15 protein-coding genes and 1 pseudogene are annotated in these 19856 nt (G+C 54.2%); 8 read left to right on the forward strand and 8 right to left on the reverse strand.

All coding sequences use genetic code 11. The features are described from left to right. Positions 1-3: 3 nt before the first annotated feature. From HSW_RS23900 to HSW_RS00020, 5 genes are all read left to right on the forward strand, one after another. Positions 4-309 (forward strand): hypothetical protein, encoded by a 306-nt coding sequence (locus HSW_RS23900; RefSeq protein WP_155832729.1) that lies wholly within the window; start codon positions 4-6, stop codon positions 307-309. A 92-nt stretch (positions 310-401) separates the two neighbouring features. After that, complete coding sequence (locus HSW_RS00010; protein WP_044000254.1) at positions 402-989, forward strand: SH3 domain-containing protein; 588 nt, start codon at positions 402-404, stop codon at positions 987-989. A gap of 175 nt (positions 990-1164) precedes the next feature. Continuing rightward, the gene (locus tag HSW_RS23905; RefSeq protein WP_155832723.1) at positions 1165-2874 is read left to right on the forward strand and encodes a T9SS type A sorting domain-containing protein; all 1710 of its coding nucleotides are present in this window, start codon (positions 1165-1167) and stop codon (positions 2872-2874) included. A gap of 221 nt (positions 2875-3095) precedes the next feature. Then, positions 3096-3968 carry a hypothetical protein gene (locus HSW_RS00015; protein ID WP_044000255.1) on the forward strand — a complete coding sequence of 291 codons (873 nt, stop codon included), beginning with the start codon at positions 3096-3098 and terminating at the stop codon, positions 3966-3968. A 230-nt stretch (positions 3969-4198) separates the two neighbouring features. Continuing rightward, on the forward strand, positions 4199-4546 hold the full coding sequence (locus tag HSW_RS00020; RefSeq protein WP_044000256.1) for a hypothetical protein: 348 nt from the start codon (positions 4199-4201) through the stop codon (positions 4544-4546). Positions 4547-5592: 1046 nt separating this feature from the next. On the opposite strand, the pseudogene mobV reads toward HSW_RS00020, so the two are convergent. From mobV to HSW_RS00035, 3 genes and pseudogenes are all read right to left on the reverse strand, one after another. Beyond that, positions 5593-6195: pseudogene (gene mobV / locus HSW_RS25115) on the reverse strand (MobV family relaxase); the annotation flags it as partial. 498 nt (positions 6196-6693) lie between these two features. Then, the gene (locus HSW_RS00030; RefSeq protein ID WP_044000258.1) at positions 6694-7179 is read right to left on the reverse strand and encodes a hypothetical protein; all 486 of its coding nucleotides are present in this window, start codon (positions 7177-7179) and stop codon (positions 6694-6696) included. 10 nt (positions 7180-7189) lie between these two features. Beyond that, on the reverse strand, positions 7190-7933 hold the full coding sequence (locus tag HSW_RS00035; RefSeq protein ID WP_044000259.1) for a ParA family protein: 744 nt from the start codon (positions 7931-7933) through the stop codon (positions 7190-7192). Positions 7934-8137: 204 nt separating this feature from the next. On the opposite strand from HSW_RS00035, the gene HSW_RS00040 reads away from it, so the two are divergent. Both HSW_RS00040 and HSW_RS00045 read left to right on the forward strand, forming a co-directional pair. Then, a complete protein-coding gene (locus tag HSW_RS00040; protein ID WP_044000260.1) occupies positions 8138-8467 on the forward strand; it encodes a hypothetical protein in 330 nt (109 codons plus the stop codon). A gap of 464 nt (positions 8468-8931) precedes the next feature. Then, the gene (locus HSW_RS00045; protein WP_044000261.1) at positions 8932-9864 is read left to right on the forward strand and encodes a replication initiation protein; all 933 of its coding nucleotides are present in this window, start codon (positions 8932-8934) and stop codon (positions 9862-9864) included. 245 nt (positions 9865-10109) lie between these two features. Here the strand turns inward: HSW_RS00045 and HSW_RS00050 are convergent, their stop codons facing one another. Beyond that, complete coding sequence (locus HSW_RS00050; protein WP_044000262.1) at positions 10110-10511, reverse strand: hypothetical protein; 402 nt, start codon at positions 10509-10511, stop codon at positions 10110-10112. 1064 nt (positions 10512-11575) lie between these two features. Between HSW_RS00050 and HSW_RS00060 the strand changes: the two genes are divergently transcribed. Then, the gene (locus tag HSW_RS00060) at positions 11576-12238 is read left to right on the forward strand and encodes a recombinase family protein (protein WP_044000264.1); all 663 of its coding nucleotides are present in this window, start codon (positions 11576-11578) and stop codon (positions 12236-12238) included. Positions 12239-13440: 1202 nt separating this feature from the next. Here the strand turns inward: HSW_RS00060 and HSW_RS00065 are convergent. Genes HSW_RS00065 through HSW_RS00080 form a run of 4 tightly spaced genes read right to left on the reverse strand, consistent with a single transcriptional unit; the run spans position 13441 to position 19831 of the window. Beyond that, positions 13441-17613, reverse strand: coding sequence for a tape measure protein (locus HSW_RS00065; protein ID WP_044000265.1), 4173 nt, complete (start codon positions 17611-17613; stop codon positions 13441-13443). Between the two features lie 31 nt (positions 17614-17644). Beyond that, a complete protein-coding gene (locus tag HSW_RS00070) occupies positions 17645-17935 on the reverse strand; it encodes a hypothetical protein (RefSeq protein WP_044000266.1) in 291 nt (96 codons plus the stop codon). Positions 17936-17967: 32 nt separating this feature from the next. After that, the gene (locus HSW_RS00075; RefSeq protein WP_044000267.1) at positions 17968-19389 is read right to left on the reverse strand and encodes a phage terminase large subunit; all 1422 of its coding nucleotides are present in this window, start codon (positions 19387-19389) and stop codon (positions 17968-17970) included. Continuing rightward, on the reverse strand, positions 19367-19831 hold the full coding sequence (locus HSW_RS00080) for a terminase small subunit-like protein (RefSeq protein ID WP_044000268.1): 465 nt from the start codon (positions 19829-19831) through the stop codon (positions 19367-19369). Before HSW_RS00080 ends, HSW_RS00075 begins: the two co-directional genes overlap by 23 nt. Between the last annotated feature and the right edge of the window lie 25 nt (positions 19832-19856).

The raw sequence follows: 19856 nt of genomic DNA on the forward strand, positions 1-19856 counted from the left end.
TATATGAAAACGCCAACGGCTCCCAGCACGTCTTCCATACCTCCCTTCATTCAGATGGGCACGCATGCTGCTTCCATATTCAACACAGCAGAAATCAGTTCTATCGCACGCTATACCATCGATATCACGGAAGACAATCGGGACCAGTATAAGGGATATATCACTCCTGACGGGCAAGTATATGTGATTCGTGCATACTTAAAAGGGGGACGCTATGTCGAGGTTAAATGCGTTTCGAGTGAAACGTGGGATAAAGCTTTTGCCGAACTGAGTACAGTACTAAATAGCCATGTGATCCTGCCCAGTTGACTGCTGGATGGATATGTTCCTTCAAAACCCAATGCCCCGACCATCCGGCCGGGGCTTCTTCTATCTTAGGGCTCAGACAACCCTATCCTTCCGTGAAGAAACACCTACTCCTCTGGCTCCTGTGCCTGCTCCCCTTTGCTCTCTCCGCCCAAGAAGCCGACACCACGGCTCAGGTGGAACTCCAGGAGCAAGCCCAGCCCTACCGTTACGTCAACGCCTCCTCTCTTACCCTACGCGCACTCCCGTCTGCCTATGCACTAGCCTTGGCCAAGATCGACGGTGCCAGTCGGGTAACGGTCCTCACCGAGCGCCCCGACGGCTGGAGCAAAGTACAGATCGAGGAGCACTTGGGCTACGTCAAGTCCGAGTATCTGGTCGAGCAGCAGCAGGACGTCACGGCCGAGTCGGTGGACTGGTCGCTGGTGGAGGCCGCCGGCGGAGCGGACTACACGAACGTGAGCGCCGTGGAGGTCCGGGCTGCACTACCGCAAGCAGCTGCAGCCCGGCCGGCCGCACGTCGGACAACTCCGAGAGCTTCTGCAGGGCCGAAGGTGTACATCTGCAACAACGGCCGCACGGAGGTCTACCACAGTAGTGAGAGCTGCTCGGCGACGAACCGGTGCACCTACGCGACGAAGGTGAACGGTACGGGTGAGGCGCGTGGCCTGGGATTGCAGTGACTTATGAAGTGCTACTGACTTCTCAGTAGCACTTTGGTCAGAAGAACAACCCCGCGTGAAAGCCATGATTTATACCATATTATCTGAATGTCACAATGTAGCGCAATAAGTCCTTGAGTTGGCTATAAAGGAAGGGTAGGTTTACGCATCCTCCACTCCTTTCCATTCTATAATCATGAAACACTCTCTATTCTTCAAAGCTATTTCTGCTTTGGCATTGACCAGTAGCTTAGTGCTGGGGCAGCATACTGCCTATGCACAGGAGGATGAACCTTGGGCTAAAAAGCTTCTCCAGCAACGTCGAAGCGCTAGTAAACCAAGCGTACCTCCATTAGTTGTAACTCGTCCTACAACTATAATGAAAGGGCCATGCGAACTCATCCCAAACGGCGATTTTGAATCACAGACAACTGGCAGCACGGGTCCAACCCAGTTGAACAACCTAGGTGGAGGCGTACCAGGATGGCCTGGAGACCAAGCTCCTATTGCCGCTTCAGAATTGCAATCTTGGTCTTCTAATTCTCAAGCTACCCCTGAATATTACGCGAACAATGGCACCATAGCAAACATACGCCCAGCTACAGGTGCTTACGCAAGTTTTAGCCCCTTCTCAGGGGTAGGCGCGGTAGGTCTGTTCTCACGTAGGGGGGGCAATACCGGTTTTGATGACGTATCTGAATACATAAACGCCGCAATTCCGACACTTACTGCAGGAAGCCGGTATTATGCTCAGTTTCAGGCGCAGCTATCCAGCAACACACTTGCCGCTAACAGTGCCGTGAGCAATGGATTTGGTTTATTGTTCTCCAATGGTCAACCGACCGCAAATAATGGGTTCAGAGACTTTATCACAATCAATGGTCCAACTGTTCTAAGTGGACCTATTGCGAGAACGAATACAAGCCTCAACGATTGGCGCTTAGTTAGCGGACAGTTCACGGCATCAGGCACGGAAAACAGGGTTACAATAGGCATGTTCAACCCAACTGGTTATGCTCAGCCAGTAGGTACTAATCTTGTCAATACCTATATATTGGTAGACGACGTTGAACTATACAAGATACCTACCGCTGGTCCCGACCGGGCCTGCTCAAGTACGGGGGTTCAACTTGGCGAAGGCTGCGCGATTCCAGGAGCAACCTATGCGTGGCGCCAAAGTGGAAACGCTACAGTACAAGCAACTACTCTGCAGTGGAACGTCCAACCTGCTACCACAACTACTTATACATTAACGGTCCGGCTACCAGATGGCAGTACCCACACCACATCGGTTAAGGTCAACGTGTGCCCGCCTTGTCCGGCCTTGACGGATGCACCTACTTTTTACTTAGTGCAACAAACGCCTAACACGTCTAACAGCAATGCCACTTTCAACATCAAGGTTCTTAACACACCCGGTGTCGAATTCTTCACGCTGAATCTGCAAAATGGCAATCCTGCAGACAATAGAATCATGTCGGTGAACGACGATGGTTTTGGCTTCTCCACTTTCGTATTGGGTTTGATCGGCGAAACCTGGTATCACACGACCGTGGTAGCCAGTAACTCCTGTGGCAACGTTTCCCCTACAGCATATAAATACCTGCATGTACCAGGTTGCCCGCCCGGCGGCTGTAGTGGTGGAGAAGACCCATATTTTACGTCCACTACACCTGCTTACCCCAACCCGGCGGCAGCAACGCTCAACGTGGAGGTTACAACCCCTTCCACTACCGGGTTCATCTATCTGCTCGATGGCCGGGGAAATGTAGCGCGGAAAGTACGCGCGAACCAGAAGACGACGACCTTGGATGTACAGGACTTACCGGCTGGTCTGTACCAACTTGTGACGCCTGCTGAAGCAGGGAAAAAACCAGTGCGCACGACTATACAGGTTGTGCACTAAATCCCCTGCTCATAATCATAAAAGTAAGCGTCCCGGCCATCTGGTCGGGACGCTTACTTTTCCAGCCTCTACAACTGCTGGTCTGAAGAATCCTTGACTCTTCGACTAGGAGTCATCCGTACCAGCCCGCAGAAAATGGCCATAAAAATACGGGCTAGCACGGATATAATATTGTATATAATTTATTCTATTTAGTTAAATCAATCCACCCTCTTGTTGCTATGAAAACAACTCTACTTTCGATTCTCTTGATAAGTGCCTGCCTGAACACTTACCAAGCCAAGGCTCAGCTTAAAAGCGGCTTTCATTATAAAATTCTGAAACAGCCCAAGCACGGCTCTAGTCTTGCTTTAAAGTACGCCACAGTCACAAAGCCTAAAACAGGGGCTACCACGCGAACTGACGAAGATCGAGTACTCCACAGTAAAAAGCTCAGAGCTGACGTTAAGCCACAAGGCGATACCCTGATGATTGATTTTTGGGGTATCACTAGTAACCCTGATCCAGCACAGAATTGTGCTACCTGCGTGAAAGCAGCTGATTTGTTGGGTGACCACCCAGACGCAACTGGCACGAAGACGTATTACTACTATACGACGGTTGGCAAGCGCAAGCAGTTAAACACAGCCGTTAGCTACGTTTCCATTCCCTATGCTGCCACGGAAATCGGGGCTGCCACCGTTCCGTTCAAATACCGTTTCGGCAACACCAGCAAGATTGTCTCCAACCAACTGCTATCCGACATCAGTGCCGGCCTGTATATCGGGCGCAAGTGGGGCCGTACCCGCTTCTACGCCGATAAAGAGCGCAACCACAATAGCGCGGCCTTTACGATTGGGTTTATGCTCTCGCCTACGATTATTTCCATCGACTCTACCAACACGCGGAACGAAGTCAAAACTAAATCAGACGAGATGGGCATTACCACGGCGCTGGCCACGATGTATTCCTATCGCGACATAAGCTTCGGTTTATTCTTCGGGGCAGACCACCCTGTAACTGGTCGGTCTGGACGCTGGGTATATGCGAACAAGCCATGGATTGGTTTTGGCCTGGGCTACAAGCTCAGTATGCTGGGTGGTGGAAAAGACTAATGCATTGTACTGTGACTTGCCTCGGTGATATCCCTACAGATACCACCGAGGCAGCCCGTAGCAGCTGCCGGCAGATGACAGTGCAAGGCGGGGCAACCAGCTATACCAGTGAGACTGTGAGCCCTCGATACAGCTTGAAAACTGCGTGTATGAGGTAGGAACGAACAAGCCGTTGAGATTGGCTTTTTGCCTGGGTGCAACCTGTTTTGAATTTGCCAGTAGGTAGGCAGGTGAAACCACTCAAGCAAGCCCTCGTCACCGAACTCGCCGCGGCACTGTCCACCGTATTGCCAGTTACCTCCACCGGTACGCTCCCCAAAGGCGTTGCCCAGGCCGTGGAGGAATTGGCCGACAGCATCCTGCGCTGGCGGGCCAGTCAGCAGCGCACCCTGCGTGGCAGCAGCAAGGCCCCTTCTTCTGAGTCGGATGAGCTGTCCCGCCTGATGCAGGGGCGGCTATATGAAGAAGAAAGCGTATCCATTCCGGATGCACCACCCGTACCGCCTGCTCTGGCACCGGCCAGCCCAACGGCACAACTGCCCGCCGAACGGAAGCGCCGGCCCCGTATCCCCCGCTAACCCGTTTACATCGAGATACCTTGTTCCCGGCTCGGGGGCTGCCGGTCTCGCTCCAGCGTACGCACCGCCCCCGTACGTGTGGCCTGGTTCCCGTAGGTTTCCTCCACGACAACTCCCTCGGAGCGTTGTGCCTTGTTCAGCGCCGCGCTGATCTGCTCAATCGTTTTCCAGTCGAAGCTGTAGGCCACGCCGAGTGACGTGCGTTTGTCTTCCAGTACGCGCACCTGCCACACGCTGGCTCCGGCCTCCTCGAACGCGGCCCGGATGCGCTCTGCCTTCTCAGGATCCACCACCGTAATCGTTGCCTTGAGCGAGCGTGGATCATTCGCAATCTGCATCCTCTTCTCCTGCTGTTGCTCGGCCCGGGTACGCTCGATAGCCTGCTCTACTTGCTCATGTATGGGCTGGCCGTTGGGATGCAGGTCAGTGAGCGGAAACCGCACCGCAGTTAGCATTTCCCGTACGAGCAGCTGCCCATCTGGGTCTCTATTGATCGTGAAGCCATTCTGCTGGAGCGCCTGCTTTACATCCTTGACCGCCGTGATGGGGCCCTGCAGTGTTGTGACCACCACGTCTTCCGCGCGCTGCCGGCTTTGCTCCTTCTGTTTGCCAGCCCACTCCGCTAGATTGGCGGCCAACGGGTCTGCCTGCGCCGTCTGCACGATTAATCGGTGGAACCGTCCCCGCAGGGCAGTCAATTCTTCCGTCTTGGTCTCAAGTGCTTGGTTTTGCTGGCGCAGTGCCGTCGCCAGCCGCTGCTCGTGCTCCTTGCTGGTGGCCAGCTGCTTTTCCAGAATGCGCACCCGTTCCTGCGCCAGTATGTTGGCCGTAGCGATGGTCGAGACCTGCGCCAGCTTCGCGTTGACAGCGGCCACCTGTTGGGCGGCATGTTCGTTCAACCGGGCCTGCTCCCGCTCCAGATATGCCTGCGGGCTGACTCGCTCCAGTGCCTTCATGGCCGGCAGCTGGAAGGGGACGTGGGTCAAAGGCTTAGTCAATTCCGCCAGTTCCTGCTGGCTGGTTTTCTGGGCCCCGTAGTAGCGGCGCACATCCTCATGAATGGCGGTGCTATACATCACACCACGCTTCAGGCCATAGGGCGCCATAGCTTGGGCGTAGTCGGTTTGCAGTTGACGCAGGGCGACGGGGCTGAACAAATCCCGGGCCGATAGCCGCTCGGTAGCCCCTACCTTTTCACCCTTATGTAGGCGTTGCTCCTGAGTAATCGGAACGACCATAGCATGCAGGTGGGGAGTGCTCTCGTCCTGGTGCAGCATGCAGCCGATGACGTTCTGAGCGCCGTAGCGCTTCTGTAAAAAGTCCAGATTGTCCTGTACCCATTTTGAGTTCCAGATGTCGGCTCGCTGGCCGGTTACCGCATCCTTGGGAAACTTCTCCTCGCTGGCGGTGAGTAAGACTTCCACTATCCGGACCGCATCCTTGCGCAGGCGTGGCAGCTGTAGCTCAGCGATACGCTCCGTGGCTAAGTCCCAGTAACTGCGCTGCTCGTGATTGATCAGCTCGTGGTTGAGGTGTCGCAAAGCAGGGTCGGCGTTAGGCGTATCCTGCGTCCGGTAGTTGTGGTGGGCGGCACTCTGCGCCTGTTCACGGCTGGCGATTTTCGTGACACGAATGATAGCAAATGCCATTGCGTAATGCGTTAGCGTAAGAATAAATAGTGGGGGCTGCTATTCTTCCAATGTGTAGTGGGTTATACATTAGGGTGATCTGGCCGCTTCATTATAACGGGCTTACTTGCTGTGTAGTATTAGTCTCTTCCGAAGGAAGTGTATTAGTTGCTATCTCTATACTACACCTATGCGGCGGTCTATATTCTTTAATGCGAGTCCCTTCTTAAGCGATGGCCTTGCAGAATCCTAAGCTGCTCTAATGTCAATTCTCCTTGCACATATCGCTGCCACAATCCGAGCGTCTCTGCACTCACTTGCGGGATGCCCGCTTCTGTGATACCGACGATACATTCTGCTTCCACCATGCGCGCCAACCAGCCTTGCTGCTCAGCGGGGGAAAGGGAACTAGAGGGACCAGGAAAATAAGAGCTGGACATAGCAGTAAAGAAAAGTACCAAAAGATATGTACGGCTTCACCCCCGCCTCGGATCCTTATAACTGCAGCTTACCGTTCCCTTATTTAGGGATTCCCCGCCGAATACGTTGCTTACGCGTTTCCTCTTGCTGCCGAATATGAGCCGGGCGCGACTCTATGGTAGCTCCGTCGAAGAGCTTATCCAAGGCATCATGCAAGGCTTGCTTTTGGGTGTATTCGTACTGCCCGGACATACGCTTGGTGTGTACGTAATCCTTGAGTCGATCCAAGTAGCGCTGCCCAACAATAAACGTCTGCCGCACATCGACATCGTCATCGGCAACATCAGTAACACCGGTAACATTGGCTACCGCTTTCTCTGAAGTCAGTACTGTGTTACTGATGTTACTACCTGCATCTTTCCGAGTATTCTCTTTAGTGTTACTACTGTTACCAAGTACTGGTTCGACTACCGGAGCCGAGGATAAAGCAGGCTGGTCCTGCTCCAGAAAATCAAGGATATCTTTTTCGGAAGTGCGCTTCGGTGCTTCCGGTTTAGTGGCGAGTTGCTTGAAGGATTTGGCCATAGTCGAATGCTTAACGAGTCAGAATTTCCTGCACCAAGTGCCCATAGTCCATGGCGCCGGCACTGGTGGGCGCATAGGTGAAAATATCCTGTCCCAAGTGGGGTGCCTCCCCCAAGGCGATGGTTTCCCGAATCGTGCTGGTGAGTACCAGGTCCGGGTATTTGTCACGTACGACTTCCGCCGTTTCCCGCCGTAGCACCTTCCGCGGATCAAAGCGGGTGAAGAAGATCCCACCTACCACTAGCGTAGGATTCAGACGACGCTGCACCCGGGTCACCATCTCCAGTACTTTCTCTAACCCGTCCGTGGCATACAATTGCGCTTCTAAGGGAATGTAGAGGGCGTTGGCGCACGCGTAGGCATTGAGGGTAATCAAGCCCAACGCGGGTGGACAATCTAGCAGCACGTAGTCGCACCGTTCGAGCAAAGGCTCCAGCAAGTCTTTAAGCAGAAACTCACGGTCAAGCTCATCGCCCTTCACCTTTTCGAAGCTAGAGAGGGCAGGTGAGCCGGCAATCAATGCGAGGTTGTCCTGGATAGGATAGGCCTTTACTTTGTATTCCTGCAGCAGGGCCCCGTAGACGTTGAACTCGGCTTCAGTTAGCCCCAAGCCACTCGTCAGATTGATCTGGGGGTCTAGGTCCACAAGCAGTACTTTGTAGCCTGCCCGGGCCAGCCCGGCGCCAATGTTGGCAGTAGAGGTGGTCTTGCCTACGCCTCCTTTCTGGTTGGTAAAAGCGATGATCTTGCTCATGCAGCAATACTACAACAGAATTTGCATGTTATTCATGTTATGGCGATAGCCCACTGTTACTATTGTTATGAGTGTTACTAGTATTACTTATGTTACACAAAGAAGTATGGAAAGCTTAGCATACCGTATCTACTTTAACCTGATCGCTCAACTTCTAGTCTGTATACTTGAGTTACTTTATGCTTGACTTGATTACTTAGTACGATGCGTATCAACCCTGCTTATATCGCCCCGCTTAGGCTTAATGCTTACTTTCTGTTAGCTATTATCATCACATTCGGAGTAGCTATCCTTATTGGTCTTCTTGGACTTCAGGGCCTCGGTTCATTACTGGTGTTGGTAGCACTTGCTGGTTCTATCTCTGTGGCCATCGTCCTTACCAATCTGGTCTTGTCCATTGTGAAACTCGCACAACGTCAACCGAAACTAGTGTTGCTTCATCTGGTAGCATTGGTTTTGCAGTTACTGATACTCTACGGGATACGTCACCTCATTCTGGCCATTCCAGTAGGTAAACTGGAGGCAGGAGGATAAGTCAGGTACTTATAAAACGTGGTTTTAAGAGAGTTCACTTATAAAACGTGAGATTAACTACTAATAAGTCATCTAATACTTATAAAAGTGCAATCACTACTTACAATCGCGCATATCTACTCTCGGGTTTGGTGCTTTTTGCTCGTTTTGAAAAACCACGTTTTATAAGTCGAACCAACATCTTGAAAGCTTTTGTCAGAGACTAACATCAATATTGTGAAAACTTGTAGTATTTGTCTATTTGCAGGGATCGTAACTCGTTGATATACAGAAGCATATAAGAGTATAAAACCACGTTTTATAAGTTTTATACCACGTTTTATAAGCGTAAACGCACGTTTTATAAGCGTAAAACCACGTTTTATAAGCCTATCCACCACGTTTTATAAGCGTAAAACCACGTCTAAAAGTATCAGTGGTTTTTATACCATCTCTTTTGATATATTTAACCATTCGTTAGCCCTATGCAACAAGATACTACTCCGCTGACCTCGCTGGCCATTCGTCAGCACAACGCCATCACCACGGCGCGCTACGACTATTCTGCCTGCCAGCTGGATATCCTGTTCTACGTACTCTCCAAGCTCAAGAAAGACGACAGCCTCGATACACAGTACTGTATCTACGTAAAGGATATTGAGAACCTGACGGGCAGAACCTGGAATTACCAGCAACTGCGTGAAGCAACAGCCGACATGGGCTCCCGCATGTTCGAGGTAGAGAATGCCCAGGTGTACAAACAGATATGGATGTTTCAGAAAGTAGAGTACATCAAGGGCAAAGGGTACCTAGAGATTGAGTTATCCCGCCATATACGGCCTTACCTCTACGAATTGAAGGACAACTTCACGTCGTATCAACTGCACTCGGCGCTCAAGCTGACCAGCAAGTATGCTAAACGCATCTACCAACTGGCCTCGCAGTGGAAGGATATTGGGGAAACCAAAGCATATGAGCTGGATGAGTTCAAGTTAATGCTGAAGCTCAAGGATCCTACCGGCAAAGAACCGGAGCAGTTTCAGAATATCAGCCAACTCAAGGCCCGGGTGCTGGACATTGCCGTGCGCCAGATCAACGAGCATACCGACCTGCAGATTGACTACCAGCTGCAAAAGAAGGGGAGGGCCTTCACTGGCGTACGCTTCTACGTGCGGAAGCAACAGCCTCAGCAACTCCCGATTCCGTTTACCGACACCCACGACGACACACGCACCCAACTAGCCCATCAGCACCTGGATACGCTTGGTATAGCACAACCCGAACTTGTGCAACAGATACTGAGTTCAAGCAAGCTGGTGGATGAGTTGTTCAAGTTCATATACAAGCTCAAAACCGAAAAAGTGAAGGCAGATCGCAATCCAGGGGGGTTATTCCTAAAAATGCAAGGACTACGCTAATCGTGAAAAACCACTTTTTATAAGTCATTATAACACGCATAACATGAGTAACACTGAGTTACTACAAGAGCCGTTGCGATAGCCCTTTGCTACCACCTACCCCACAACTGGAGAGGAGGGGCAGTGTCAAATGGTCTAACAACGCATCCACTAGACCGGACAGTAGCACAACTGTGACGGTGGGATAGGCATGTAAAGCCCTGCCTTTTTTAAACCACCGTTTCACTGCACACGTGGGCTGTGCCCTATACTTCTCGAACACACAAGTATCTGTCTCCGGTCGAATGGCCTTCAAACAAGGCTACCCTTCCGGGGATAAAGGAAAGAATAGAGGTTGAATTAGTGCCTAGTATGCGCTGCAGTGCCTCCTCAATAGGCAAAGTTTGCTGATGAAAACTGTCATCAGCGGACAGCACATAGCAGTTCGTGAGCTTGTATTTGCGGAGTGCTTGCCGCACAAAATCGATTTCCTGTTGTTGGCTTCCGTTTGGTACAGGAATGCAAAATTGCTCGTCCAAGTCTCGGTAAAGAGCATCCATTCCTCGCAGCAAGTTTTCGTTTTTCTTGACCTTCGCCAGCGCCAGCAACCAGCGTTCTTTGCTTCGTTTGGTTACGAAAGACTGTAAGAATGCTTCTAAGTGGTCCATGGCAGTAAAGTAACGCTCCCTTTCTTAAACGGCGAGCAACTGCCCCGCACCAGGTGCCAGTAGGGCGCTGCAGCGCTCGGCGAGTTTAAGAAACTCGTCTACGATTCAACGTTTACGAAACGGGCCGAGGGGATGAGTTTCGTAAACTCGCAACCACGGCCTTTCCCGGGCCTAGTTAAACAGGATTTTAGGGGCAGTGGAGAAGTGCAAATAGTCCTGCGCTTGTCTGGGAATCGTCCCTTAACATAAGCAAGTTATACCCGCTGCCTTGGAATAAGAGTAAATTTAGGCCTGCTTCATTCTCGCTATTCACATAGAATATTTCTGCGACAGGTACTATAAATTTTATAGTAAGAGAAATGAGAATTTATATCGGGTATTTGCTAGCGGGGCTTTTGACTTTCTACCTCATAATGCTCTACTATGGCGTCTCAGCTGGGTTTGCAAGCTATGTACCCATTCTGGCGCTGGTTGGCGCAATGATGCTGTTTGTGATAGCAGTTCCTGTACTGGTTTATCACATGAAAGCAGGCCTGTACTTGGGCTCAGTAGGCTGCTTGCTACTGTTGCCTTATAGTTTGGTCTTCATAGCCGGGATTGTTGAAGATGCGAAACTCAGTTGGCCTTTACTTCTAGCAGTTCTGCCAGCAACTCTTGTTCTGCTTAGTAGCTATTGGACGGGAAGGGCACTGCTGCGGACGAATTCAACTCTACCAACCTTCCCAACTGCTCCCACGATAAAATTCCTGCTCTGTGTGCTACCCATTCTCCTATGGGGAAGCTATATATTCTCTATTCGGGCATACTTAAGCTGGGGCATGTTCAATCCATAGCAAAGGCTAATCACATGCCCATTCCACCGCCGCGGCTGTGCTGCTGCCCGGCCTGGTGGATGCGCTGCTGGGCCACCTGGCGCTGCGCTTCCTGCTCCAGCTGCGGGTTGAGTTCCTTCACCAGCCCGTAGAGGCACCTCGTCTTTGGGGTTTATAACGTTTTCCAAACGCTCGTTTAGAAAACGTTATAAAGGGTATCTTGTGGTCCGTTTTCTCCCTACCGCCCCCACTATGAAGAAGTATATTCCCTACTACCGGGTCTCGACCCTCAAGCAGGGCCAGTCCGGCCTGGGCCTGGAAGCCCAGCGCGCGGCCGTGCACAGCTTCGCGGTAGGAGGGGGGCAGTTGGGAGAAGAGTTCGTAGAAGTGGAGAGCGGCAAGAAGAACCAGCGGCCCCAACTGGCGGCCGCCATGGCCGAGGCCCGCCGGGTAGGGGGGACGCTGCTCATCGCCAAGCTCGACCGCCTCTCCCGTAACGCCGGCTTCATCTTCGCCCTGCGCGACTCGGGCGTGGACTTCGTGTGCTGCGACATGCCCGATGCCAATACGCTCACGGTGGGCCTGTTCGCCGTCATCGCCCAGCACGAGCGGGAGACCATTAGTAAACGCACCAAGGATGCGCTGGCGGCCAAGAAAGCCCGCGGGGCCAAACTCGGTACGCCGGCCAACCTGACGGCCGAGGCGGTGGCCAGGGGGAAGGAGGTGCGCCAGCAGAATGCTCGTACCCATCAGGCAAATCGCCAGGCCGCCCGGCTGGCCTCGCTGCTGCAGGCGCAGGGCCACACGCTGCAGCAGATTGCCGGGGAGCTGAACGAGTCCGGCTACCGCACCCGACGTGGAAAGGAGTTCTTTTCCATGTCCGTCCAGCGGCTGCTGAAACGAGTAGAGGCCTGAGGAAATCCAGGTGGATTTCCTCGCTGCTATTTTGGAAATCCACCTGGATTTCTGGAGGGTTTTCACCGGATTTCCGATGGAAATCCTCCAGAAATCCGGAAATCCCCTGTGCTATACAACCCGAATCCCATGTCGGCAACCTACTGAACGATGATTATTTCCAGCTGGATTCGGTAGGTTTGCCTCGCTTATCCGGTTTACAGGTGTGTGGCCGGATGAATAGAGCGGCACCTCTTGCAACACAACGTCCCACCCGGCAACGAGTGGGACGTTTTTGTACCTACCTTCTTCAAGATAACTGATAGGTTGTCCTGTTGCCAGTTTGCAAGTCAATTTTGAGGAGGCTTCCCTCCGGGTTTACTCCTACGGTAAGCGGGCAGCGTTCTTGCTTCCGATGGGAGATGAGAGACCCATCTATTATTTAAGGCAGATTACCGCATACCCCGCACTAGCAGCCGATTAATAGGTAACGCTGCTGGGCAAAGAAAGCCTACTTGGCCTCCAAGCGGGTTTTTGCATTCTACTCAGAAATAGGGCTGTCTGTCTCCAGTGTGGTCAACATAGGGTGGGGACACACTAATAAAGTCGCAATGTGTCTTTTTAACCCGACTACCGCTGCTGATAGTGACTTTGTAACGTCGTTAAGGTTCTCAGAACCCCGTTCAGATAAAATAATGGTCAAAGACTATTGACTTATTCCGCAACTTTCTGACCTTTGCAACACGTTTAAAGCTCTACATGCTTTAATCCGGTAGCAAGTGGCAATCGGAAACAAATAAGCGGGAACGCCCCGAAGGACGCCCCCGCTTACTCTCTTACCAGTGGTCGTTTATCCAAACGGTGGCCACTGCACGCATAATGCCTGATACAGCTGCTTTCGCAAGCTCTAGCAGGACGCAGGGCCGGGCTGTGCCGGTCCCTGCGATTTTACGCCGCTTCTTCATAGGGTAGAAGATTAGGTGTTTCCCCACCTACTTCTTCAAAACGCCGTCCTGCTCGCAACAGGCCGGCGTTTCTTTTTACGGTACCCAGTAAGGTGGCAAGGTGGGGAGTGAACTCCACCGTATGCGTAATGCCTCAAAGGTAAGAAAGGATTCCAGAGCTGTATTGTGATAAAGCGGTTCGAAGTAGGAAAAACCCACCTAAAAGGCGACTTTACTCCCGGCCGGAAGTTTGCCGGCTTTTTACACGTCGCAAGCCCTTTACGCAACTCCCGGCACTTTCGCACCCTCCGTGTAGCGGCGCACGCTACTCCCCGTAACTGGGTCTATCTGCATAGTAGACCCGTCGGGCATGGCTACTACGTCGGGGCGTGCGGCTGTAACGCCAACATGCTTCTTGATAGCTGCCAGCTCCTGCTGCATGGCTTGAAATTGCGCCTGCATGGGCGCGAATTGTACAGTAAGTCGTTGCTCGATAGCTGCTTGCCGCTCCTGTTGCAGCTTCTTCGGCAATTCCAGATCCGGAAGGAGTGCCTTCATTTGTGGAGCCTGCCAGTCAATATCCTGAGGCCGCCCCAGATGCAGGGGCTCCAGCAGGGCGTAGCGGTACTGGCTGGTGAGTTCGTTGTTCATGACGAACTCCTTTTTGTGGTAGGTATAGCCCCGATCACCCAGTTTGTTTGACTCTGTGTGTTTGTCGCCGTCGCCGGTGTACCCGCCTTTGAAGAAGCCCCCACCACCGTCGTTACCAGATTTACCGGCCGCCTGGAATGCTTTTACTTTCGCTGCCGTGAAGGCCCCTACGATGGTGGTAGCCGCCGCAATACCCAACAGGAAGCCAAAGGGCCCTAGAGGAGTGAGCGCCGCCAGCGCTTGAGCTGCTGCTGTAGCGACGCTGCTGCCTTGTGTGAGGGTATCAATCACCACCTGCGCCTGAGCCGCTTTGCGCTGCTCTTTGACCGCTTCAGCTCTCACTTTCTTCTGCTCCTGTATCTGCTCACGAAGGGTGGCGATATTACTGGCACTGCCTTCCTTGCGCAGGGCTACTTCAGCCTGTAATTGGGAGCTGAGTTCGGAAATGGCCGTAGTGGCACTATTGGCGCGGTTCTCGGCTTGCTGCTGTTGCGTTTGGTAGATCTGCGTCAGCCCCGAAGTAACTGCGTCAGCTACATTGGCTATAGCAACCTTGACCTCTTCCCGATCAGCGGGAGCAACGCCCAACAATTCCAGTAGATCCAGCTTCTTCATCTTCTTGGTTTCAACCTCCCCGATGGCATTGAGCTGGTCGTACAGCCCCTGTTGCATCGCCGCCAAGCTGGACTTTATGCCAATAGCCTGTTCGCTATAATCATTTTCATACTGGAGCATGCGCTCTTGATTGCCGTCGATCTGCGCCTGCAGGATAGCCTTCTGGCGCTTCTTCTCGCCATCTACTTCCAACGTATACAGCTTGTCCATCAAGCGTTGCACGAAGCTCAGCCGCTCAGCCGCGTTGGCCTGGGCCGCACTGGTATCGTCGGCTGTCACGTTCACTGCTTGCTCGACCATAGGTACCCCGGCATTGACCCCATCTACTTTGAGCTGCTGCCGCATATCGATATCCTTCAGCGCCTGCGCCCGAAGCAGCAACCGTTCCTGCTCGGCCTGCGCTTCCCGCAAAGAGTCCAGGAGCTGATCACTGCTTGCTTTTGCGCTGGCCAGCGCGTCAATTTGCACCTGGTTGCCATTCAGCAAGGCTTTGTCCAGGGCAGCCTGCAGGCCGGTACCCGACTGCTCGACCTCCCGAATCTGCTCCGCAAACTTGGCGCGCAACTGGGCCAGTTCCTTTGCATCCGAATCCTTCTGCAGTTCCAGGATGCGCCGGCTGTTCTCCCGGTTGATACGTTCGATTTCCTCTTGGAAGCGCTGCACAGCCAGCATGCGCAGTCCGTCCAATCGCTCCTGATCCTTCGAATCGATCAGTCCGTCAGCCTGACTGCCGGTGCCGCCTACTTTGCGGTAAGCTGCCTCCCGCTCTTTGAGGTTCTTTTCGATCTGCGCAACGGCGTTGTAGTCCTGCCGTAATTGCTCCTGCGCGCGGGCCTGGCCGGCATCCTTGAGGCTCTGTAGTTCCGCCCGTTCAAATTCACCCCGCAGGCGTTTCTGCTCTTCCAACAGGGCTTTTAACGCAGCGGTGCGTTTGCTGAGCAGATCCTTCAATCCCTTCTCTGATTTGCCCAGCAGCGCGTCCAACTGCTTCTGCAGCTCCTCCAGCTGCTGGTTGTACTCCTGGATCTTTGACACTCCACCACCGTTGGGGTTATCCTTGGTAATGGCCCCCGGTGTGACGGCGTCCCGTTTGGCGGTCAGGTCCTTGATCTTGGTTTGCAGCTCCAGAATGATCGACAGGTTTCTGACTGTACCTGCGTCGCCTTTATTCACTTTCCCGCCCGTTGCATAACTATCCAACAGGGCGCGTGTATCGGCGATTTTGGTCAGTAGCTCCAGGTTGAGCTGGTTCAACTCCTTGGTCTTGGCGTCGGATTCCTCCTGCGTACCAAAAGGCGTTTTGTACTCAACCGATACCCCCTCGACGGCCAGCGTTTCAGCCTTTTGCAAGCGAGCCACCCCTTCGACCATTACGACGTCGTTGAGTTGGTCCACCACGCCTTGTTGCTGGTTGAGCAGACTATCTAGAAATTTACGGTTCTCCCGAAGGGCAACTTCCCGGGCGCGGTTGGTGATCTTCTGGTTGTTTTGCAGGAAAGCCGCGACGGCATCGGTATTGATTCCCAGGGCCTTCCCGTACTCATCGAACTTCGTCACGGCACCGGGGATGGCGTCAGCCACCGTCGCGATAATTTTTGCCAGTTCAGCCTGTTCTTCCTTATTGAGGTTGGTGCGCTCACTGAGCTCCTCCCCACGCTTCACCAGCTGCGGAATGGTACTATTGAGACTCTGAATAGCAGCGCTCTGCCGTTCATAAGCAGCCGATGCCTGCTCGGCTATTTCGGCCTGCCCTTTGTTGCCTTCCAACAGGTTGGCAAACGCGCGAATCAGTGGCGCGGAAGCCCCGACGACAGTCGAACTGACACTCACGTACACATTCTCAATCCGGTTGAGGTTGGCTTGCAGTTCTATGGCAGCGTCCTTGCTGGCTCCGCCATAAGTCTTCTTCATCTCGGCCGCGAACTTGGGCAGGAAGTCCCTAGAAACGATCTGGCCCTTGCGCAGCATCACATCGAACTGCTCAGTCGTAACACCCAGCGCGCGCGCGGCAATGGCTGCCGCATCCGGCAACACGTCCCCCAACTGCCCCCGGAACTCTTCGGCATTGACAGTTCCTTTGCCCAGCATCTGACTAACGGCGCGCAGGGAAGAAGCTACTTTGTCGTTGCTGATGCCCAGCACTTTGCCCTCGGCCACAATCCCTTCGAAGATGCTGCGAGTGTCTGAAGTAGCCAGATTTGCTTCCTTCCCGGCGGCGTAGAGCAGCTTGTAGGAATTGGCCGTAGATATAAAGTCCAGGCCCAACTCATCCGTCTCCTTGCGCAGAAAGCGTACTTCGGAGGCTCCCGCGGCAGCCCCGCCGGCCAAGGCATTGAACGTACCCTTGACGCCGGCAATGTCGGCTGCATTGCGTAGGCCGTCTTTGAATCCCTGAAAGAGCTTGTCCAAGGTAAACAGCCCGCCGGCTACGCCCGTGACCTGGCCTAACAACGAGGAAAAGAAGCCCCCCGTGACGTTAGTCCCACCAGCGGACTTTAACCCCTTGATCTGGTTGGTCACATCCGTTATCTGCTTGTTATAACCTTTCGCTTCACTACCCGACAGCGCTTTGGCCCGGCGCTCCGTCAAATCGAGCAGTTGCGCCTCCAGGCGGCCAAGTACACTGGCGGCCCGGGCTTGTTTATCCGCCTCTTTCGCTGCTGCTGCTGCAGCTTTCTCCTGCTCTTTTGCCGCGGCGGCGGCTTGCTTGCCGGCGGCGGCCTCTGCCTTGGTTGCATCCGCTGCCTGCCGCTTGGCAGCCGTCAGCTTCTCCGTTTCCTGTCGGGCCTGCTCCGTAGCCTGAGCCACGAGCTCGTCCAGCTGCTTGACTTCGGCGCGGGCTGCTTTGACCTGCCGGATATTGTCATTGAGGGCTTTGTTAGCTGCCTCTCGCTCGGAGGAGTTACGCGCATTGAGCTGCGCGGCTATCAGCTCATTCTGGGCAGCAGTGAGCGCCTTGACCAATTGCACTGCCTGTTGCCTTTTTTGGTTGGCAGCAAGCAGCGCAGTGGCCTCGGTTTGCTGGGCCTCGATACTGGCACGCGCCGCATCGACCATACTTTTTCGGCGTTCCTGTTCGCCCCGTACCACGCTTTCCCGGAACGCTTCGTCGCGGGCCGCCAGCTTATCCAGGGCGGCGAACGCCTCGGTCATATCCAATTTATAAACAACGCCGACGTCACTCATGGTAGGGAGGGGGAAGAGTAGAAAAGAAGGATTAGTGAAACAGCATGTCTTTCACCTGCTGCTGGCGTTCCTGTAGAGACCCGATAAAGCCTTCATTAGCCGAAGCGACGCCCATAGAAAAGAGCCGCTCGCGCAGGGCCTCCCCGGCTTCGATGGGCACCTGGGTCACCTGGCAGTACACTTGCACCAGCAGCCCCGCCATGAGGTTAACCGTGGCCTGTTGCATGATGAGTGAGGCGCTGAGCGCATGCAGCATCTCATCCGTAGTCGCGGCGGGAATAACAATGGAATGCGGGTCGGTAGATTCGGAGTGGTCAATCATCGTTTGATGGAGAAAGAGTGGATAGCCGGGCCTTAATCGTCCCGGCCATTTTTAAATGCTTCGTATGCTGCGGCTATCAGGGGGTGGCTGAGGCAGACATAGTCAAAATTGTCCGCGCCATGACCAAGCCGCTCGTAGGTAGCCCCCAACTCCTTGTCCTTCACTTTGGGCTTCACCTTCCCATCCACGCCTTTCTGCACCTGCTCCAGGTCCTCAATGAGCCGCACGAGCGACGGGTCGATCTGCACCGATACGCCGGGTACCCCGCCCCGGAGCAGGTAGTTGAGAAAGTCCCCGCGGCGCATCACGCCCGCGTTTTTGCGGGGCCACAGGTCGGCAGATCCGCTGTGCAGGGCCGGTAGTACCGCCGCCTGCACGTCGTTGAACAGGCTCTCGCCGCGTTGCTCGCCGATCTTGGCGTTGCGCAGCGTGGCGTCACCCGTCAGGAACAGCGCGCTGCTCTGCCAGCCGTTGGCGGTGCGGTCCAGTAGAAACTGCTTGCCCGTATTGGCAATACCGGACTTGGGAGGCGTGAGGGCGTACTCATGAAAGAACCGCAGTACCAACCCTTCGCCTACTCGCTCGGGCTGGCACAGCAGGGTATGGGAGTACGGCAGCGCGTTGGCATCCCAGCTGCTAAGAATCGGCAGGCCCGGCAGGTACGCGGTGGGCTGGACGTGCTTCGTGCGGGAGAAGGCGGCGTAGAACTCGTTGCCCGTTGCCTCCTTCACGTCCCAGTTGCCGCTGACGAAGCGTTCGTAGTGAATTGGGTTCACCAGCTTCATCTGCAGCAGCGACTCTTTGTAGCTGTCGGGGATGTGGGGGTTGTCATCAATCCGGGCCGGGATGTAGAGCCACCCCTCCGGGAGGGTGCCGTTCATGTAGGGCTCGTAGAACTGCTTCCTGACCCACGTATCGGTGGGGTTGACCGTAATCAGGATGATGGGCCGGGGCTGTTTCTGCCCTCTAGGCAACACGTAGGAGCCGGCCCGCTCAATGGCTTTGAAGAACGTCTTCTCCCGCAGTTCCTCGGCTTGCTCCAGCAGGATGAAGTTGTACTCCAAGCCGTTCCAGCGGTCCATATCCGGGTCGCGCTCGGCATTTTCCGACATGAACATGCAGTTGCTGCCGTTGGTAAACCGCCATTGGTAGTCCGTGCCGTTGAAGTCCTTGATGAAGTTGGAGGGAAAGGCTTTGGTGACGGAGGGCAGCGTGTTCTTCTTCAGCGTCTCCAGGGTATCGCGCACGATAACGGACCGGGAGCCGGGGAACATCCGGTGCAGCAGCACCAGCCCGCCTAGGCTGTTGAAGGTCTTGCCGCCCCGAATAGCACCGCCGTAGCAGATGACGAAGTACTTCTGCGACAGGCAGGCGTTGATGAACTCCCCGGCTTTGGGGAAGTCACTCACGTCGAACAGGGTGTTGACTGCGCTAGAACTCGATTCGGCTACCATCGGGCAGGATATAGAACTGCGGGGCCACTTTCTCCCCGGCACTGGTTACGTCCAGCTTGTCGCCGTACTTCTTCGGGGCCAGCTTGCTCATGGCCCACTTGCGGGTATCGACACGGAGGCGGGACCGGGCAATCCATTCGGTGTTGGCCTTAGGCCCCGCGTCGCCGTGCTCGGTGTCGTTGGTCGTATCGTCGGCAATAGCAAAGATTTCATCCAGCAGGTGCTCCGCCTGCTCCTCCCGCGCCTGCGCGTACTGGGCGCGAAATGCTTCGTCGTTGCGCAGCCAGCGAAGCACCGTCTTCTTGTGCGGCATCCCCTCACTGGCGCAGATGGCCCGCAACGACTCGCCCTCGGCCAAACGGTCACAGATGGTTTCGGCCAGCTCGGCAGAGTAGGAAGACGGGCGGCCAGCAGTAGCGGAGGGAGTACGAGGGGCAGGCATGGCGGAAAGCAATTCCAGAGAAGGA

Source organism: Hymenobacter swuensis DY53, assembly GCF_000576555.1.
In the GTDB taxonomy this organism is placed as follows: domain Bacteria; phylum Bacteroidota; class Bacteroidia; order Cytophagales; family Hymenobacteraceae; genus Hymenobacter; species Hymenobacter swuensis.